This is a genomic window from Pedobacter sp. UYP30, assembly GCF_040547165.1.
Lineage (GTDB): Bacteria > Bacteroidota > Bacteroidia > Sphingobacteriales > Sphingobacteriaceae > Pedobacter.
Window position 1 is genome coordinate 390324 of sequence record NZ_JBEPPD010000002.1, and the last position, 15864, is coordinate 406187.

Annotated in this window: 17 protein-coding genes; 7 read left to right on the forward strand and 10 right to left on the reverse strand. The window is 37.7% G+C overall.

Translation table 11 applies throughout. The features are described 5' to 3' along the window. Positions 1–138 precede the first annotated feature (138 nt). Positions 139–1290 (reverse strand): tetratricopeptide repeat protein, encoded by a 1152-nt coding sequence (locus ABIB40_RS04060; protein WP_354356230.1) that lies wholly within the window; start codon positions 1288–1290, stop codon positions 139–141. Between the two features lie 131 nt (positions 1291–1421). Between ABIB40_RS04060 and ABIB40_RS04065 the strand changes: the two genes are divergently transcribed. Continuing rightward, positions 1422–1718 carry a hypothetical protein gene (locus ABIB40_RS04065; protein WP_354356232.1) on the forward strand — a complete coding sequence of 99 codons (297 nt, stop codon included), beginning with the start codon at positions 1422–1424 and terminating at the stop codon, positions 1716–1718. 58 nt (positions 1719–1776) lie between these two features. Here the strand turns inward: ABIB40_RS04065 and ABIB40_RS04070 are convergent, their stop codons facing one another. From ABIB40_RS04070 to ABIB40_RS04080, 3 genes are all read right to left on the reverse strand, one after another. Continuing rightward, complete coding sequence (locus ABIB40_RS04070) at positions 1777–2625, reverse strand: YihY/virulence factor BrkB family protein (RefSeq protein WP_354356234.1); 849 nt, start codon at positions 2623–2625, stop codon at positions 1777–1779. A 139-nt stretch (positions 2626–2764) separates the two neighbouring features. Beyond that, complete coding sequence (locus ABIB40_RS04075) at positions 2765–3130, reverse strand: META domain-containing protein (protein WP_354356236.1); 366 nt, start codon at positions 3128–3130, stop codon at positions 2765–2767. A 175-nt stretch (positions 3131–3305) separates the two neighbouring features. Further along, positions 3306–3911 (reverse strand): alpha-ketoglutarate-dependent dioxygenase AlkB family protein, encoded by a 606-nt coding sequence (locus ABIB40_RS04080; protein ID WP_354356238.1) that lies wholly within the window; start codon positions 3909–3911, stop codon positions 3306–3308. 154 nt (positions 3912–4065) lie between these two features. On the opposite strand from ABIB40_RS04080, the gene ABIB40_RS04085 reads away from it, so the two are divergent. Continuing rightward, positions 4066–5292: a DUF2254 domain-containing protein gene (locus tag ABIB40_RS04085; protein WP_354356240.1), complete on the forward strand. Its 1227-nt coding sequence runs from the start codon at positions 4066–4068 to the stop codon at positions 5290–5292. Between the two features lie 9 nt (positions 5293–5301). On the opposite strand, the gene ABIB40_RS04090 is transcribed toward ABIB40_RS04085, so the two are convergent. Beyond that, the gene (locus ABIB40_RS04090; protein WP_354356242.1) at positions 5302–6054 is read right to left on the reverse strand and encodes an NYN domain-containing protein; all 753 of its coding nucleotides are present in this window, start codon (positions 6052–6054) and stop codon (positions 5302–5304) included. A gap of 564 nt (positions 6055–6618) precedes the next feature. Continuing rightward, positions 6619–7695: a 4-hydroxythreonine-4-phosphate dehydrogenase PdxA gene (gene pdxA, locus ABIB40_RS04095; protein ID WP_354356244.1), complete on the reverse strand. Its 1077-nt coding sequence runs from the start codon at positions 7693–7695 to the stop codon at positions 6619–6621. 118 nt (positions 7696–7813) lie between these two features. Here pdxA and rsmA point away from each other — a divergent pair, with 118 nt between their 5' ends. After that, entirely contained in the window at positions 7814–8647 is an 834-nt protein-coding gene (gene rsmA, locus ABIB40_RS04100) for a 16S rRNA (adenine(1518)-N(6)/adenine(1519)-N(6))-dimethyltransferase RsmA (protein WP_354356246.1), read from the forward strand. A 236-nt stretch (positions 8648–8883) separates the two neighbouring features. On the opposite strand, the gene ABIB40_RS04105 is transcribed toward rsmA, so the two are convergent. After that, on the reverse strand, positions 8884–9909 hold the full coding sequence (locus tag ABIB40_RS04105) for an IS110 family RNA-guided transposase (RefSeq protein WP_354356248.1): 1026 nt from the start codon (positions 9907–9909) through the stop codon (positions 8884–8886). A gap of 1274 nt (positions 9910–11183) precedes the next feature. Here ABIB40_RS04105 and ABIB40_RS04110 point away from each other — a divergent pair. From ABIB40_RS04110 to ABIB40_RS04120, 3 genes are all read left to right on the forward strand, one after another. After that, on the forward strand, positions 11184–11786 hold the full coding sequence (locus tag ABIB40_RS04110; protein ID WP_354356250.1) for a thioredoxin family protein: 603 nt from the start codon (positions 11184–11186) through the stop codon (positions 11784–11786). A gap of 140 nt (positions 11787–11926) precedes the next feature. Continuing rightward, positions 11927–12724 carry a type II toxin-antitoxin system antitoxin SocA domain-containing protein gene (locus ABIB40_RS04115; protein WP_354356252.1) on the forward strand — a complete coding sequence of 266 codons (798 nt, stop codon included), beginning with the start codon at positions 11927–11929 and terminating at the stop codon, positions 12722–12724. After that, the gene (locus ABIB40_RS04120; protein WP_354356254.1) at positions 12724–13071 is read left to right on the forward strand and encodes a hypothetical protein; all 348 of its coding nucleotides are present in this window, start codon (positions 12724–12726) and stop codon (positions 13069–13071) included. Before ABIB40_RS04115 ends, ABIB40_RS04120 begins: the two co-directional genes overlap by 1 nt. Before the next feature lie 142 nt (positions 13072–13213). Here the strand turns inward: ABIB40_RS04120 and ABIB40_RS04125 are convergent, their stop codons facing one another. From ABIB40_RS04125 to ABIB40_RS04135, 3 genes are all read right to left on the reverse strand, one after another. Then, positions 13214–13516 carry a helix-turn-helix domain-containing protein gene (locus tag ABIB40_RS04125; protein WP_354356256.1) on the reverse strand — a complete coding sequence of 101 codons (303 nt, stop codon included), beginning with the start codon at positions 13514–13516 and terminating at the stop codon, positions 13214–13216. Next, on the reverse strand, positions 13500–13865 hold the full coding sequence (locus ABIB40_RS04130; RefSeq protein ID WP_354356258.1) for a type II toxin-antitoxin system RelE/ParE family toxin: 366 nt from the start codon (positions 13863–13865) through the stop codon (positions 13500–13502). The genes ABIB40_RS04125 and ABIB40_RS04130 overlap by 17 nt, the downstream gene beginning before the upstream one ends. A 172-nt stretch (positions 13866–14037) precedes the next feature. Next, positions 14038–15186, reverse strand: coding sequence for a hypothetical protein (locus ABIB40_RS04135; protein WP_354356259.1), 1149 nt, complete (start codon positions 15184–15186; stop codon positions 14038–14040). A 277-nt stretch (positions 15187–15463) separates the two neighbouring features. Between ABIB40_RS04135 and ABIB40_RS04140 the strand changes: the two genes are divergently transcribed. Beyond that, on the forward strand, positions 15464–15826 hold the full coding sequence (locus ABIB40_RS04140) for an alpha/beta fold hydrolase (RefSeq protein ID WP_354356260.1): 363 nt from the start codon (positions 15464–15466) through the stop codon (positions 15824–15826). The last annotated feature ends 38 nt before the right edge of the window (positions 15827–15864 follow it).

Sequence of the window (15864 nt, forward strand, 5' to 3'; positions counted from 1 at the left end):
TTCCATGCTCCCCGAGCTAAGAACTAAAACGGCATCTTTTGTACCTGTTTGATAGGGACAAAAGATACAATGGAAGGCATGGAAAAGCGCCCAAAAAATGTAAAATACTCTTAATATATTTTGTCAATTTACCCTAAACTATTTCTTCAACTCTTCAATTCTATTGATAATGTAAGCCTTTGCAGGTTTGTTTCCTTCTGTGTTTGGCAAAGATTTTAAAACTTGAGTATAAGTTGAAATTGCATTTACTTTCTGATTTAATTTTTTGTCGTAAATCTGAGCTAAAATGTACAGTAAGTTCCCATCGTTATCAAAAAATGACCCTTTTTTATAAGTGGTCGCCGCTGCTTCAAATTCCCCAGCCTGCTCAAAACTTTCGCCCATTTTTGTGTAGTAAAGTAGTGTGTTTTTAGATATTCCTGCTTTGATTGCTTTTTTGAAATTTTCTGTAGCAGACAGATAGTCTTTTAATCCGCGATAACAAAGCGCCATATTATAAAATAGCGATTCATTATCGCCAGATGAAGACAAGCTAACCCTCTTAAAATAATCAAGACCTTTTTTGAACTCATTTTTCATGTAATATACTTTGCCGAGATTGTTCAACACGGCAGTTGAGCTGTCTCCCAGAGCAAAAAGTTTTTCACCCGTTTGTATGGCGCCATCAAGTTCGTTATTTGATAGAAGTAAAGGCAACTTAATTTTTAGAAGCCGAATATTATTTGAATCTGCTTCGAGTGCAGGTTTTAAAATAGGTTCTATAAGGCCGAATAGATTCATTTTGGCGTACATTTCGCTCATATCAAGTACAATATCTACATCCGTTGGGTTTAATTTATTTGCCTTTTTAAGGTAATCTGATTTTTGAAGGCTAAAGACTTCTGGATGCAGAGCTGCCAACTGTTTGTAAGCGTTGAAATTATTGCTGTCTAATTTTATAATTTCTTCATAGTATTTTTTTGCTTTTTCCGTATTTCCTCGCTTGATTGAAATGCTGCCAAGGCTAAAGAGAACAGGTAGATTTTGAGGTTGAATTAAGTCTGCTTTTGAATAAAATTTTTCTGCTTCGGCTGTGTTGCCACCCATTAAATAACAATAGCCTAATTGTGTGATTTCTTTAAAATCAGCTGCATCTTTGCCGTAAATACTCATTAAGTAACTTGCTGCTTCGCTGTACTTTTGGTTCTGGTATAAATCAACTAGTTTTTCTTTATCTACAGTTTGCTTTGCCTGAGCAAAAGCAAAAGAACTACAAAGACTAAAAAATAAAACAGCGCACAAGTTTGTCATCAGGCATTAAACTTAAACTAATGTATTAGTTAATATTCGTAATTCCAAATCCATAATTAATAACTATTGAAAAAACAAAAACATTGGTTTTGGGTTTATTAGGATACATTTAACAGTTTAACACTAAAATAATGGATACTTTAAAGAAATTTGAGTTGATGGAAAAGATTGTTCGCGAGCTCGAAGATCTCCAAAATACACAGCAAGCTCTGATTCAAAAGATTGGAAAAATTGAGGTAGATAACTTCGACCTTTCTGACAAGAGATTGGAAAAAGATTTGCCAGACATTCATCAAAGAATTGCCGATAACTTAGATACGATTGGCGGAATTATAGAATATTTTGCAGAGAAGACAGATAAGTTTGGCGATAAGAACAAGGTGGATGCGCTTAGGGAACAACAAGCGATTGACGACGCTAAAAGCTAGCCCACATTTTACCATTTAAAATTGACTAGGTTGCCTAAAAAGGGCAGCCTTTTTTAGGTTATTCGGTTTCTACTTCCGTTTGTTCGTAAATGTAAGAGCCATTTTTTGCTTCGATAGGAAATTCCTTTTTATCGCTCAACGCTTTTACAAACGAGGCGCCAAAATAAAAGATAAGAGAAGAATAGAACACAAATAGCATGATCACCACAATGCTGCCAGCAGACCCGTAAACGTTGCCTATATTGCTTAGCGGGAGCAAAATCCGTAGAATGTATTTTCCCAGCGTAAATAAAGTGCCGGTAAGTAACCCGCCATAAAAAGCACTCTTCCAGCTGGGGCGGCCATTGGTTAAAAACCTAAATAACACCGAAAACCAAACCGTAACAATAAGCACAAAAATAATTTGGTTTACCACAGCGGTAAAAAAGACGGCAGCATATAGCCCGCCAGAAATAAAAGAGCCTATAAAAGCCTGAATGCTATCTGCCAATAAACCGATAAAGAACAAAAGACCCGCCAATAATATAACCGAAAAAGCTTTAGCTCGTTCGATTAAGTTAGAGAAAATACCGCGCCTTTCTTTGTAGCCCACGTTCCATACTTGTTCTACGGAGTTTTTAATTACCGTAAACAAGGTGGTGGCGACAAACAAAAAAAACACAAAACTGATAATGGTAACATACCAGTTTTGCTCTACACTCCTAATATTTTTTAGGGTAAATCTAATTTGATTGATGCTGTCGGCATCTAAAATATTGGCCAAGCGGTCAAAAATTGTATCTATTAATTTGCGTCTATCCGTAAAATAGCCAAATAGTCTTATTAAAATGAGCAAAATGGGGGGAAGTGCGAAATTGGTAAAAAACGCAGTTGCACCTGCCAAACGCAATGGATCATTTTTTTGCAAAATGACAAAAGCAGTTTTTGTCGTTGCGAAAAAAAAGCTGATATTTTTCTTTAAATGGAGCTGCATTTGTAGACTAAAGCTAGAAAGCCCGAAAATACTAAAATATCTTCGGGCTTTGTACTCTTATACCAATTATGTTTTAGTTGGTCTTTTTAAAAATCAATAGTTCTTTTTCGTTGTTTAACAACACCAAATTACCATCTCTCAACTTGGCCGTGGTGGTTTCGTTTAGCCCCTTTAAGTAAGCCGTTTCGGCAACCGCGCTTTCTTTGCAAAACATTTTGGTGCCGAACACATTTTTCAGTTCAAACTTTCCATCTACCATTTCTGCCTGTCCGCCGTAGCCGTTGCAAAAAGATTTTCCGTTTACTTTAAGCGAATCTCCAAAGTTTAAGGTTGCTTTAGCATCTGTAGGAAGTGTGGTTCCGGGCAAAGAGGATAATTCCCATTGCGTGTTGTCCAGTTGTGCAGAGGTTACCGCATTCCCTTTTTTGGTTGGATTCATTTTTTGTGAACACGCACTGGTTAGGCACATAAACAATCCGCATATTAATAAGTTCCTTATCATATTTTGATTTTTCGTTAAACAAGCAAAAAGTAAACCAAATTTAGTTGGTCATTTTTTGATTTTTAAATTTTTTTCACGCTAAGTGTAATAACCAAAGAGCAAGGTTTTTTATTCAACTTATTTTTCTAAAAGTAAGGTTTATCCTCGGGCGGGTAGTTTTTGTTGTAGGTGGCAGCCTATGGAGCCAATTTTTTTGTGTTTCGCCTTTCATCACCAAGAGGCTTCCAGGTTCTAAAAAAGTGGTTATTGTTTTTTTGCTGTCCTTATGCTTAAACAAAAATCTTCTCGCTGCACCAAAACTTAGAGAAGCAATTGCGGCATGTTCTGCTAAATCTTTTTCGTTGTCGCTGTGGTAAGCCATTCCCTCTTCGCCAGTGTGGTAGAGGTTTGCCAAACAAGAATTGTAACCTGCGCCAGTTATAAGTTCAATTGTTTTTTTTAAGCCTAACAACTCGGGAATCCAGTTTAGTGCTGTTTTCGTGGTTTTGCTGTACGTATATTCGTAAGGTTTATCGCCGTACCAGGCCACTTTTCTTTTGGTTATAATGCGTTTTCCCATAATCAGGGCTTCATCATGTTGCCAAGCTAACGTAGCTGCGAGGCTATCGAACAATTCAGTTGCTTTTTGCAATGAAAAAACTTGTCCATAGTAATTTACCTCACCATCAAAAGGCAAGAGGTTTTTAGAGGAATCTATGGGCTCGTCGAATAATTTCATGTTACATTAAATAGTTGTCTGCATGGTCATTCGAAGATAGGTAAAACGGTTATCTTTATAAGATTTTATCATCGCCTAGCGTAGAAAACGAAAACAATATCGCATTATTTCGGGTATGTAAATTGCAACTTTATCTAATTATCAAACCAAACAAATGAAGCAGTCTTTAAGCAAATGGATTAGAAATACCTACCGTGCCGCAGTTAATAGTATAGCTTTTTTGCCAGCTCTTATCTCTGTAGGCTTTTTATTGTTGGCTTACATTATGATTCAATTTGATTTTTCTGAATCGGGGAGGGCGTTTAAAGCGAGTTTAGATTGGTTGAGTTTAAAAGATGCCAGCACCGCTAGAAGTATTTGTTCTTCAATTGCTGGCGGTATTATTTCGCTTGCCGTTTTTAGTTTTTCCATGGTGATGATTTTGCTCAATCAGGCAGCATCGCAGATGAGCAATAGGATTTTAGGAAACTTGATAGGCAACCGATTTCAGCAAACTGTTTTGGGTTTTTACATCGGCACAATTGTGTATGCGTTATTTTTATTAAGTACCATAAGAGATGTAAATACTGGCGTTTATGTGCCAGCAATAAGTACCTATCTCTTAATTGGCTTTACGATTACCGATATTTTTCTCTTCATTTATTTTCTACATTATGTTACACAAACGGTGAAGTTCGAGATTATTATTAAGCGAATTTCTAAGCGGACCGAAGATGGTTTAGAATATACCAGTAAAAGTAACGGACTGCCCATTTCGTTCGATAAACCAGCTAAAAAAGTAACCATTGGTGCATATCGAAGTGGGCTTTTTCAAGGGTTTGATAGGGAAGATATGCTGCGGTTTTGCATTAAGGAAGATGTGGTAATAGAGCTTGGCGCTAAAATAGGTGATTATATCTTAAAGGGAAATCCATTGCTGTGCGTGTACAAAAAAAGCGATGTACATGATGATTTTTTCGAAAAGATAAGTCAGTTTATAGAAATTAGCATGAGCCGAGATATAGATGTAGACTCTTATTACGGCTTTAAGCAGTTGATGGAGATTGCTTTAAAAGCACTAAGTCCGGGTATTAACGACCCAGAAACAGCCGTCTTAGCGCTCCAATCTATCGGTAACTTGCTTTTCTGTAAGTTGGAATCGCCGTCTCAAGTTTACGTAAAAGACAATGAAAATAAGGTGCGCATTTATGTGCGAGATAAGAGTTTCGAAAACCTATTCGAAGAATGTATTATGCCCATTTGGGATTATGGAAAAAAGGATAGATTGGTCCAGACAGAAATGCTAAACATTTTAAATCAGTTGAAGATGAAAACTGAAAAGCCGATTGTCTCGAACATGTTAAAGGTTGTTGAATCTGCAGCAAAGCCCTCTGCCTTTTAACAGCAATTGCTATTTCCGCTTGATGAGTGGATGATCTAAACCGTTAACATTGTTTTTAAGTACCTGGTAATTTGGTAGATTTAAGAACATTTGTGTCAAATTTTTATATCCGAAAGCTCTTGAATCAAAACTTGGATCAATTTTGCGCAAGTTTAAACCAATCTGTGCAATATATGCTTGGTCTTCTTCGCCGGCAGAAATGTCAAATGCTTTATCTATATTTTTAGTATCGATTTTTACTTCTATTTTAGTGCTTTCAGGTTCATTTCCTGTTAACTTAGAACGCTTAGAAGCCGCTTTTTTAGCAACTATTTTCTGCTCTTTTTCGGGGGTAATGTTTTCTGTAAATGTAAAAACTTCACAGGATTGCACAAAAGCTGTCGGAGTTAATTTTCTGCCAATGCCCATTACAAAAATTCCTTCCTCTCTAATTCTTTTTGCCAAACCGGTATAATCGCTATCACTAGAAACGATACAAAAGCCATCAACGTTTTTGCCATGCAAAATGTCCATAGCATCAATAATCAAAGAACCATCGGTAGAATTTTTTCCTGTTGTGTAAGAAAACTTTTGAATTGGTGTAAAGGAATGTTGGTTGATGATTTCCTTCCATCCGTTCATTAAAACCGAGGTCCAATCTCCATAAATACGTCTAATGGTTGCTTTTCCATATTTGGAAACCTCCTCTATAATGGCTTGCAATAGTTTAGGTTGTGCATTGTCTCCATCAATTAACACGGCAATATGAAATTTTTTCTCCATAATTTAATTATTTCTTATACATGGTGTCTGTCTGAGCCTGTCGAAGACCGTTCACAATTCAACGATTAATTAAATGTTAGTCTTTCGACAGGCTACCATTGACGTTATTTATAATCAATTGAATATCAAATAATTATAATATTATTTGATTTCTACCACCCCCTTCATTCGGCCTTATCAAAAAAAGACCTCCGCCCTGTCTCACGCTGTGCTAGCCGCACGGGCTTCAAACTTTTTTCTTGATAAAAAAGTTTACAAAAAATCAAGGCTGGCATCCCTTTGGGTAAAAATTCGCCAAGCTGTTCAATATCGATGATTCGAGGCCTCTCCCCAGGCTTATTCCCGCCCACGGCTGCGAATCACCTTCGCAGGCATAACCCGTCAGGTCTCTGCAAGCAGCTTCTGGCGTTTTTTCCTCCAAACTGCTGCTAGGCCGGTCGTAGCAAGATGGCTATAGCACGTTAAAAAACGTCATTTACATTGATTTATATGAAATATATTAAACCTCAGGATGAAAGCATTTTATTACTGTTATTCAAACAATCGTAAATCTAAAATCGTAATTTATGAAGCATCATCTTTAATATCGAACTGCGTTTCTACCACTCTGCCGGTGCGCAATTTGTTTTTAAGCATTTCTTCTTGTTCTCTGCGTTTTTCTACGATGTGAATTGCCGCAAAAAGCGCTTCGGTAAAAGAGGTTGGGTCTGCCAAATTTTTTCCGGCAATGTCATATCCTGTTCCATGATCTGGTGATGTGCGCACAAAATTTAATCCTGCGGTATAGTTCACGCCATTTTCAAAAGCCAAGGTTTTAAACGGAATCAATCCCTGATCGTGGTACATCGCCAAAACCGCATCAAATTGTTTGTAAGCGGCGTTGCCAAAAAAGCCATCGGCAGGGTAAGGGCCAAAACACATTATGCCTTTATCATACAATTCTTTAATGGCGGGAGAAATAATGTCTGCTTCTTCATTACCCAACAAACCATTGTCGCTAGCATGAGGATTTAATCCCAGTACCGCTACTTTAGGTTTTTCAACCCAGAAATCTTTTATTAAACTTTCGTTAATGAGTTTTATCTTGTTTACAATTTTTTCTTGGCTAATGTTCTTCGCTACATCTTTTAATGGAATGTGGCCAGTTACTACGCCAACACGTAATTCTTCACTGATTAAAAACATCAACACATCTTTGCTTCCACTTTTTTCTTGTAGGTATTCTGTATGGCCTGGGAAAGCAAAGGTGGCAGATTGGATGTTATCTTTATTTATCGGCGCGGTAACTAATGCGTCGATATTTCCTGCCACTAAATCGGCCGTAGCACGTTCTAAACTCAATAAAGCATACTTTCCGCCAACTTCTGTAACCGAGCCCAACTCTATGTTTACATCTTCCTCCCAACAATTTATCATGTTGGCTTTTCTATCTTGGGCTTGGTCCGCGTTGTTAATTACATTAAAACTAAAATCGGCCAATTTATTTGCTTTGCGATGGTAGGAAGCAACTTTGGTGTGGCCATAAACAATCGGTGTGCAGTAGTTTAAAATTGCAGGGTTAGAAAGCGTTTTTATAATCACCTCTAAGCCAATTCCGTTTACATCTCCTATACTAATCCCGATTTTTAGTTTATCGCTCATGCTTTTCTGTATTTAGCGCAAAATACAGATTTTAGCTTAATTGCACGCCCTGTGGATTAAAATTAGTTAATTTGTACAGGGAATTCCCATTCAAAAAAACGACTAAAGCAAATAAAGCATGAGTGTGGTTAGGGCAAAAAAACATCTGGGTCAGCATTTTTTAACCGATAAAACAATTGCCAAACGCATTGTAGACAGCTTAATCTCCACTGATAAATACAAACAGGTGCTAGAAGTTGGCCCCGGAATGGGCATCTTGTCTGATTTTTTATTGGAACGCACAGACTTCGAAACTTTTTTGATCGACATCGACGTTGAATCTTTTGAGTTTTTGGCCGATAGATATCCGCAACTTGGCGATAAGCTTATTAACGGCGATTTTTTAAAGCTTAATTTTGATGATATTTTCCCCGATAAATTCGCCATCATAGGTAATTTTCCATACAATATTTCCTCTCAAATCTTATTCAAAATTTTAGACAACCGCCATAAAGTGGTAGAGATGGTTGGGATGTTTCAAAAAGAAGTTGCCCAACGTTGTGCATCACCATCGGGAAGCAAAGAATATGGTATTTTAAGCGTGTTCATTCAGGCGTTTTATAAAATAGAATATTTGTTTACGGTTAAGCCAGGTACGTTTAATCCGCCGCCAAAGGTACATTCAGCGATTATTCGGCTAACCAGAAATGAAGTTGAGCAATTACTTTGCGATGAAAAATTATTTTGGCGCATTGTGAAAGCCGGATTCAATCAGCGTAGAAAAACACTAAGAAATGCTTTGGCAGGATTGATGCCCAAACCAGATATGGATGATCATATTTACTTCGAAAAAAGAGCAGAGCAACTAAGTGTAGAAGATTTTGTGGCGTTGACGCAACATGTGGAGAAGTTGATGAAAGGAGAGGCAAATCAGAAGTCAGATGTCAGAAATCAGACAATAAAGTTATCGTAAATTTATTTGGACGTTCCCCTTTCCCACGCTTTTGGCCAATACTCGGGTCAGGCTTTCCATTACAATCTTTTAACCTCCCCAACCCCCAATGTCATTAACTCAAGGAAAAACCAATAAAATGGTGTCATCCAGAGCTTGTCGAAGGACAGCCATTTTATTTGTTTTTTTAGATTTAGCAACTTCATATTTAAGGTCTTCGACAGGCTCTGACTGATTGTTATGACTTCTACAAATTTTTAGGCTGCTATTTTATAATTATTTTTATACGGGCTTTGGCTTTTGATAACCGCGGCTACCCTTAATATTATCTTGTTTCTCACGGCATTCAGGATGCACATATTGTGCTTGCCCTCATCCTGTTTTCTGCTGTAGTACATCTTGAATTCTTCCCTATGCTGTATGACGGACATCGCACCCATGTGCAGCAATCTCTTGAGCTCTTTGTTTGCCATCCGGTGCACCCGGGTCCTGCCTCTTATACTTATTCCGCTGCTATGTTCGAACGGTGCGACCCCTGCATAACAGGCCAGTTGCTTGCCACTGGGATTGCCCGCAAAGTTGGCCGTACATCCGATCAGATATACTGCCGTTACGTGCCCTATTCCGGGTATGCTCTTCAAGAGCTTGTAGTTCTGTTTGAAGGAAGCGTTCCCGGCTATGATTTTCTTGATCTCCTCCTCGATGTTCCCTATAGATTTCGCTATCCCCTCGATGGCCGACCTTAGCGATCTTTCCAGAATATTCTGATGGGACTTTGAGTTGGTGTTCCTGAGTTCTTTTACCGTGACCCGTATGCCGCTCAGCTGTTTTAGCAGCTTTGTCCTGGCTGATATAAAATCTTTGAGGTTCAGCAATTGTGGGTCTAAGGCCTCTGTGGCCCTTAAGCTGTCTGATTCCCTGAACGCATAGTTGCACAACCGGATACTGTCTATCCTGTCGTTCTTGCCCCGGGCGATGCCAAAGCTCCACTTGATATGGGCCGCGTTGCCGATGTGGAGGGGGAGGTTTTTCTTGGTGCAGAAAGACCAGATCAGACGGTGGTAGACACCCGTGTTCTCTATCACCACCAGCGAACGTTCATCCATGGCTGCACCGTTCTGCCTTAGCCATTTTTCAAACTGCTCTATCCCCTCTGGCGTATTGCCGAAACGCAGGGTCTCTATCGGCATCTTCATGTGGTTCACTACCGCCATCAGCGAGGCATCGAAGTACGGTTTCGAGACATCGATCCCGATAAAATAAAACGTGGTGTTGTTCATCATATTATTTTTTTAAGTTTGCAACGGTTACCTAATTTTTACCCCATCGATCCTAGTCCTTAATAATGGGTACTGCCCTAATTGTTATCTGGTCACAAAGGGAAAAAACGGTAGCGGATTAAATCAGTCAATAGGCATAAAAACCTTGACAAAGTAAGTAATGTGCCGCTACCGTTTTAGGTAATCTCTAAATAAGTTATTACAAGTAAAAGTAAAAATTTGTTTATCCTTAAATATAGACTAAGACAAATCTAAAGGACAAACGATTTCTTTAAGTTAATGACATTGCCCCAACCCCAAAGGGGCTTTTGCTGGCTAAAAGGATTTTCATTTCAATCCTGAACGCAAAACCGGATGGGGCCGGAAATAAGAAAATGCATAATGTAGTGCCGAAAAAAAAAGAATTCTGGCATCGAAAATTAAAGGGAAATCGGAGTTTATAAATTCTGCGCGAAGTATTTCCAAGGGATAGGGAGCGCAGGTTCGGTAAAACGCCGAGCCACGTGTTAGGCTATAGCGTGGAAGGATCGTTTTACCTTGTCTTTTTGGATACTTTTTTGACTAAGAAAAAAGTATCTTGAGTTGGCCGCTCAAGAGGCCGAAAAGCCTGAGCCTAGGACAAATTACAGTTATGTTTAATTTTCATTCTTATGTTGACATCGGGATTTGGATTTTCGTAAATGGCTCTAATGAACTCCCAAAAATGCTCGGTTTGATACTTTTTCATCAAGAAAAATTAGAATTCCCGTCCGGAAGGACAGCGTGAAGCAGAGGGGCAGTAATTAGGCCACCGTCATTAATTTTCTCCTCTACATTCATGAGTTCGCTGAAATACTCAGTTTGCTTTTTTTATAAAAAAATTAAGATGCATTCTCGGCCGGAAAACTCGCTATCGCCATCCCGGTGGGAGCGGCCTCGCAGCTGTTTGGAGGAAAAAACGACTAAAGCTGCTTGCAGAAGCCGGGCGGGCTAATTGCTGCGAAGAGGATTCGCAGTCGTGGGAGGGAAAAGGCAAAGGCAAAGCCTCGAATCATCGATGTTAAACAACTTGGCGAATTTTTACCCAAAGAGATGCCAGCCTTGATGTTTTGCTACTTTTTCATCAAGAAAAAAGTAGGACTCCCGTCCGGATAGGACAGCATTAGGAAGAGTGGAGGGCTAAATTATATTCTGACAGGTAAGACATTTTAGGGGGCAATCTAATTTTTATCATCTTTTTAAACATTTTTATTACCGAACTTAGCATTCTAAAAAATAATTAGAACTCAAAAAAATACATGATAAATTACCAAAACATATTTGCCACCCAAGGCATCAACTACCAAAACTATCGCAAATTAATCGACGAGAAACTGGCACAAGGTTTAACTACTGGAGATGATGATACAGATTTTATGGTAGATTATACCAAGCTGAATGTGCAGCGCATGAACCGCCTCGACAAAACCGTTAAACTTTCTGATGATTTATCCAACGCACTAAACAATTTAACAGGAAAATACCATTTGCTCGTAATTACCGAAGGTTGGTGTGGCGATGCTGCGCAAATTGTTCCCGTGTTAGACCACATGGTTTCGGCTGCGCCAGATAAACTAGAGTTGCGTTTTGTACTTCGCGATAAAAATGAAGAATTGGTAAATGCACATTTAACCAACGGCGGCAAGGCAATTCCAATTATTCTGTTTTTAAGTGAAACCAAAAACGAAGTTTTGGCAAGCTGGGGTCCGCGCCCAGAAGTTTTGAAAACACTCTTGGCAGATTGGAAAAAAGAAACAACTGAAATGCCTGTATTAGCAGAAAAACTGCATGGTTGGTATGCTAAAGATAAAACGGTAGAAATTCAAAAGGAATTTACGGAGGTTTTGAAAGGGTTGAGTTGATATCGCAGAAAGGCTGCTTACTAGTTACTTACCAAAAAACGTTCTTCAAAATTGTATTTGTTTTGATATAGAACATGATTTTGTTTAATATCAAAACAAAGATTACCTTTGTTTCGTTGAGAATACTAAAGGAATTGAACATGAACACAACATTATCACAAAAACAAATTGGCAAAAGACTTGCAGAACTTAGAAAATTAAAAGGCTTATCTCAAGAAGATTTAGCCAAAAGCATCCACATTTCCCGTCCATCCTTGGCTCAAATAGAATTAGGTAACCGAGGTGTTGACATTCTCGAAATGCAAAGCTTTTCTTTGGTGTTGGCTTTTTCACTAGATCATTTTCTATCTAAAGATTTTACTGCAACTCAAGAAATCCTGGGAACGACAAAAGCGAAATCGACGAAAATAGAAGAACGAGTCTCCATACCAACATTGCAAGTAAACAAGTTTAAGAATGTGTTGCTTTATATATTAGAACGGTGCGCAGGCAAACCAAATGTTGGCGAAACAGTATTGTACAAGTTGCTTTATTTCGCTGATTTCAACTACTACGAATTATATGAGGAACATTTAACTGGCGCCAATTACCGCAAATTGCCTTATGGTCCAGTTCCGCAAAAATTAGATGCCATCTTCACTCAAATGATTGAAGCTGGGCAGTTGCAACGCATTAAAGCCGAATATCGTGGTTATCCTCAAACGCGTTATTTGCCCTTAGAAAAGGCAGATTTAACCGAGTTAAAAGCAAGCGAAAAAGACGTTATCGATCGGGTAATTGAGCAAATGAGCGATTGGAGCGCCACATCTATAAGTGATTATTCTCATAAAGATTTGCCTTGGGAAGTTACAGAAAACGGCGAAGACATTAATTACAACTTAGCTTTTTATAGAGAATTGCCTTATACGGTAAGGGTCTATAATGAAACCGAAAACTAATGGTTGTTTTTGATACACTTCTGGAATTCGATAAAGATTTAAAGCGATTGTTAAAGAAATATAGAAGTCTGCATACTGATCTTGCTGTTGTTAAAACCATTTTAAAAGTAAGACCCAATGAAAAGCCTCCATTTAGTTTCGAGATAAACAATTTAGGAATTGAAACCTGCATTATAAAAGTGAAGAAAATTGCTTGCGACAGCTTAAAAGGCAGAGGTGTAAACTCTGGATTAAGATTAATATACGCTTACTTTCCCGCCGACCAAAAAATTACCTTCATAGAATTGTATCACAAAAACGACAAAGAAAATGAAGACAGAAAAAGAATATTGGATAATTTTAGGTAGGTTTTTTACACGACAAATCCGTCTAGCGCAAGCGTCCGCTTGTGTTAACGAAGCTTTTGCAGTTTGGAAGATTCGATCAGCGTAATTACTGAGTAGTTATTAAATGCACAAGCGGACGCTTGAGCCATTATGATGATAGCTTTTACTGAATTGTGAGGTTTATCTTTCGACCAAGGCCAAATTCTATTAGCTTGTAAAGTGTTGAAAGTTGGATGTCGCTGTGCCCATTTTCAATCCTTGATATGAAACTTTTTTTAGCACCTATTTTGTCTGCAAGCTGTTCTTGAGTTAAATTTGCTAATTTTCTTTCCTCTTTAATTAACTCGCCAATTGCAAAAGATTTTGCTTTAATTTCAAAGTTAATTCTGCTTTCAGTACCTGTTTCCCCATATCTTTTGTCGAGGTGGTCGGCAAAATTTTTGATGTTTTTATTTTCTGCTTGCATTTTTTAGCTCTATTTGTTCGTTAAAATATTCCCTCATTATTTTTTCTGCTTTGTTCAATTCTTTAGTTGGTGTTTTCTGTGTTTTTTTTTGAAATGCGTTAAACAATACTATCAAATTTCCTTTGTCAAAACAGCAAAATATTCTGTAGATGTTACTTTCATATTCAACCCTAATTTCAAAAAGTCCTTTTATGCCTTCAATACTTTTAAAAAATTTAGTTGGTACACGTTCAAGAATTGTAATCATAAACAAAACTTCGTCAATTTTATCCTTTGCTTTTGCAGTTAGGGTTTCAAAAAAGTCGTCGAAGTAATCTTTATAAAAAACGATCTCTCGAATTGTTTTCATCAAACAAAGTTAACTAATAATGGAACAAAATGAAATACTTTTTTAAGTATTTGTCAGGCAAACGAAAAATAAACTTGATATTTAAGTTGTCTATTTTTGATTCGTAAAGTTTTTATTAATAGGAAATGCATAAGCGGAAGCTTGCGCCAGATTGGGAATTATATACCAATATTTATACATCTCTAAATAGCATTGCTTCTTCAGGATTCTTAAGTGCTGATAATATATTCTCGGCTACTTTGTCAATAAGTTTGTTCCCCCAAAAAGGGTCATTGACGTCATAGTAGATAACACGGATATGCTGCAGGTCAAAGGGTACGTCATCTTGATTTGATGACACTAATACTACCGGTTTCTTTAAAGCATGAGCTAATCCAAGCTCATAAAAAACATTTGGGTTTCTGTTTGTCAATTCAGCAATTAAAACTTTAGCTGAATTAATACCATGCCAAATTTGGTCTACGATTTTGCCTGTTCCAAAAATGTCTTGGTCTGCACGAATAGGATTTAAACCCGCTTTCCTTATAGCGGGATCATATATTTTGCTGTAGTAGTCGCCTAAAGGTGCGGCGAAAGGCATCATTACAAAGCATGAATCGCCAGCCGCAATGTTTACTGATTTCCCTAGCTTTTTTATTTCAGAGTTTGCATTTAGTAACGAAGATGGTGCATTAGTAGAAATATCAACTACTCTAAACTTATCGCCGTTTTTTTCTATCAGCTTAGCAACTGTGAGAGATTCGTTAAATATATCTATAAATTCAGAATATTTTTCTTCTGGTACTTTGAAAGTTTCGGTCAAGGCGTTTTCAAAAAACTTTCTGTCGGGCAAGTTTTCTCCTCTATAATGTTTGTAAACATTTCCTATAACTGGTGCCATTAAAACAGCTTCTCGATAACCATTTAATTCATCATCGGCAGTTTGCGGTCTTAAAATTTTCTTTGCTAATTCTGTTGGTTTTATTTTCTTGGGTTCTGTCCTCTCAAGTAGGCCAAACTTTATAGCCGAGCTAATTTCGGAAGCATATGGCCCGCCATTATAATTAACTCCAACGAAAGATGCTGATTCAACGTCTGTACATTCTCTACCGGCATTTTGCTCTAAAATCGCTTTAGGTATCCTTAATGCCTTTAAAAGAGAATGACGAGGATAGTTAGAATTTGTCGGTGAAGTGGTACTTTTTGAGTTGCCAGATTTATTTTTCAAATCTTTTTTAGGAAGTGCTTTTTTTGCACCTCTTCCTGCCGCTTTTTTCGGAACAGTTTTTTTGATTTGGGTGGACGCTTTACTTGTCGCATCATTTGTCTCTTCTGGAGCCATTTCGGATAGTTTTAGGTTAAGGTCGGCTTTTAATAAACTAAATAATTCCTCGAGACTTGCTACCAGGTCTTTGATATTTGGTTTGCGATTCTAAGTTTTTGAAACCTCGTATTAAGCTTTTATAGATAGTTAAATCAAACTTTTGAGATCAAGCACGATTATTAATTTAGTTCCCACAATATAGAACTTTTATCTGAAATTTTTTGTGTAAAAAATACTTCACCAAAAACTGTAATAAATTTTCATCCTCCCTTACTAAGAAGTAAACAATAAAAAGATGAAAAAGAAAATTTTAGGATTTCCGATGGTGTTGATGATCTTCCTACTTACAGGAAGTAATCTATTTGCACAAAGTCCGGCTGCAAAACCTTTTGCTGTCACAGTAACAGGAAAAGGCGAGCCCATGTTGTTTATTCCAGGCTTAACTTGTAGTAGCGCCGTTTGGGATTCGACCATCGCAAAATACAGCAAAAATTACCAATGCCATGTATTTACATTGGCGGGTTATGCAGGTCAGCCACCCATTGAAAATTCGCCTTATTTAGACACATACAAGGTTGCGATTATTCAATACATAAAAGATAAAAAGTTAGACCATGTAATTTTGGTACGAATTAGATTGCTTCGTTCCTCGCAATGACGATTTTTCGTCGGCTTGTGTGGTGCATAATAATTTTA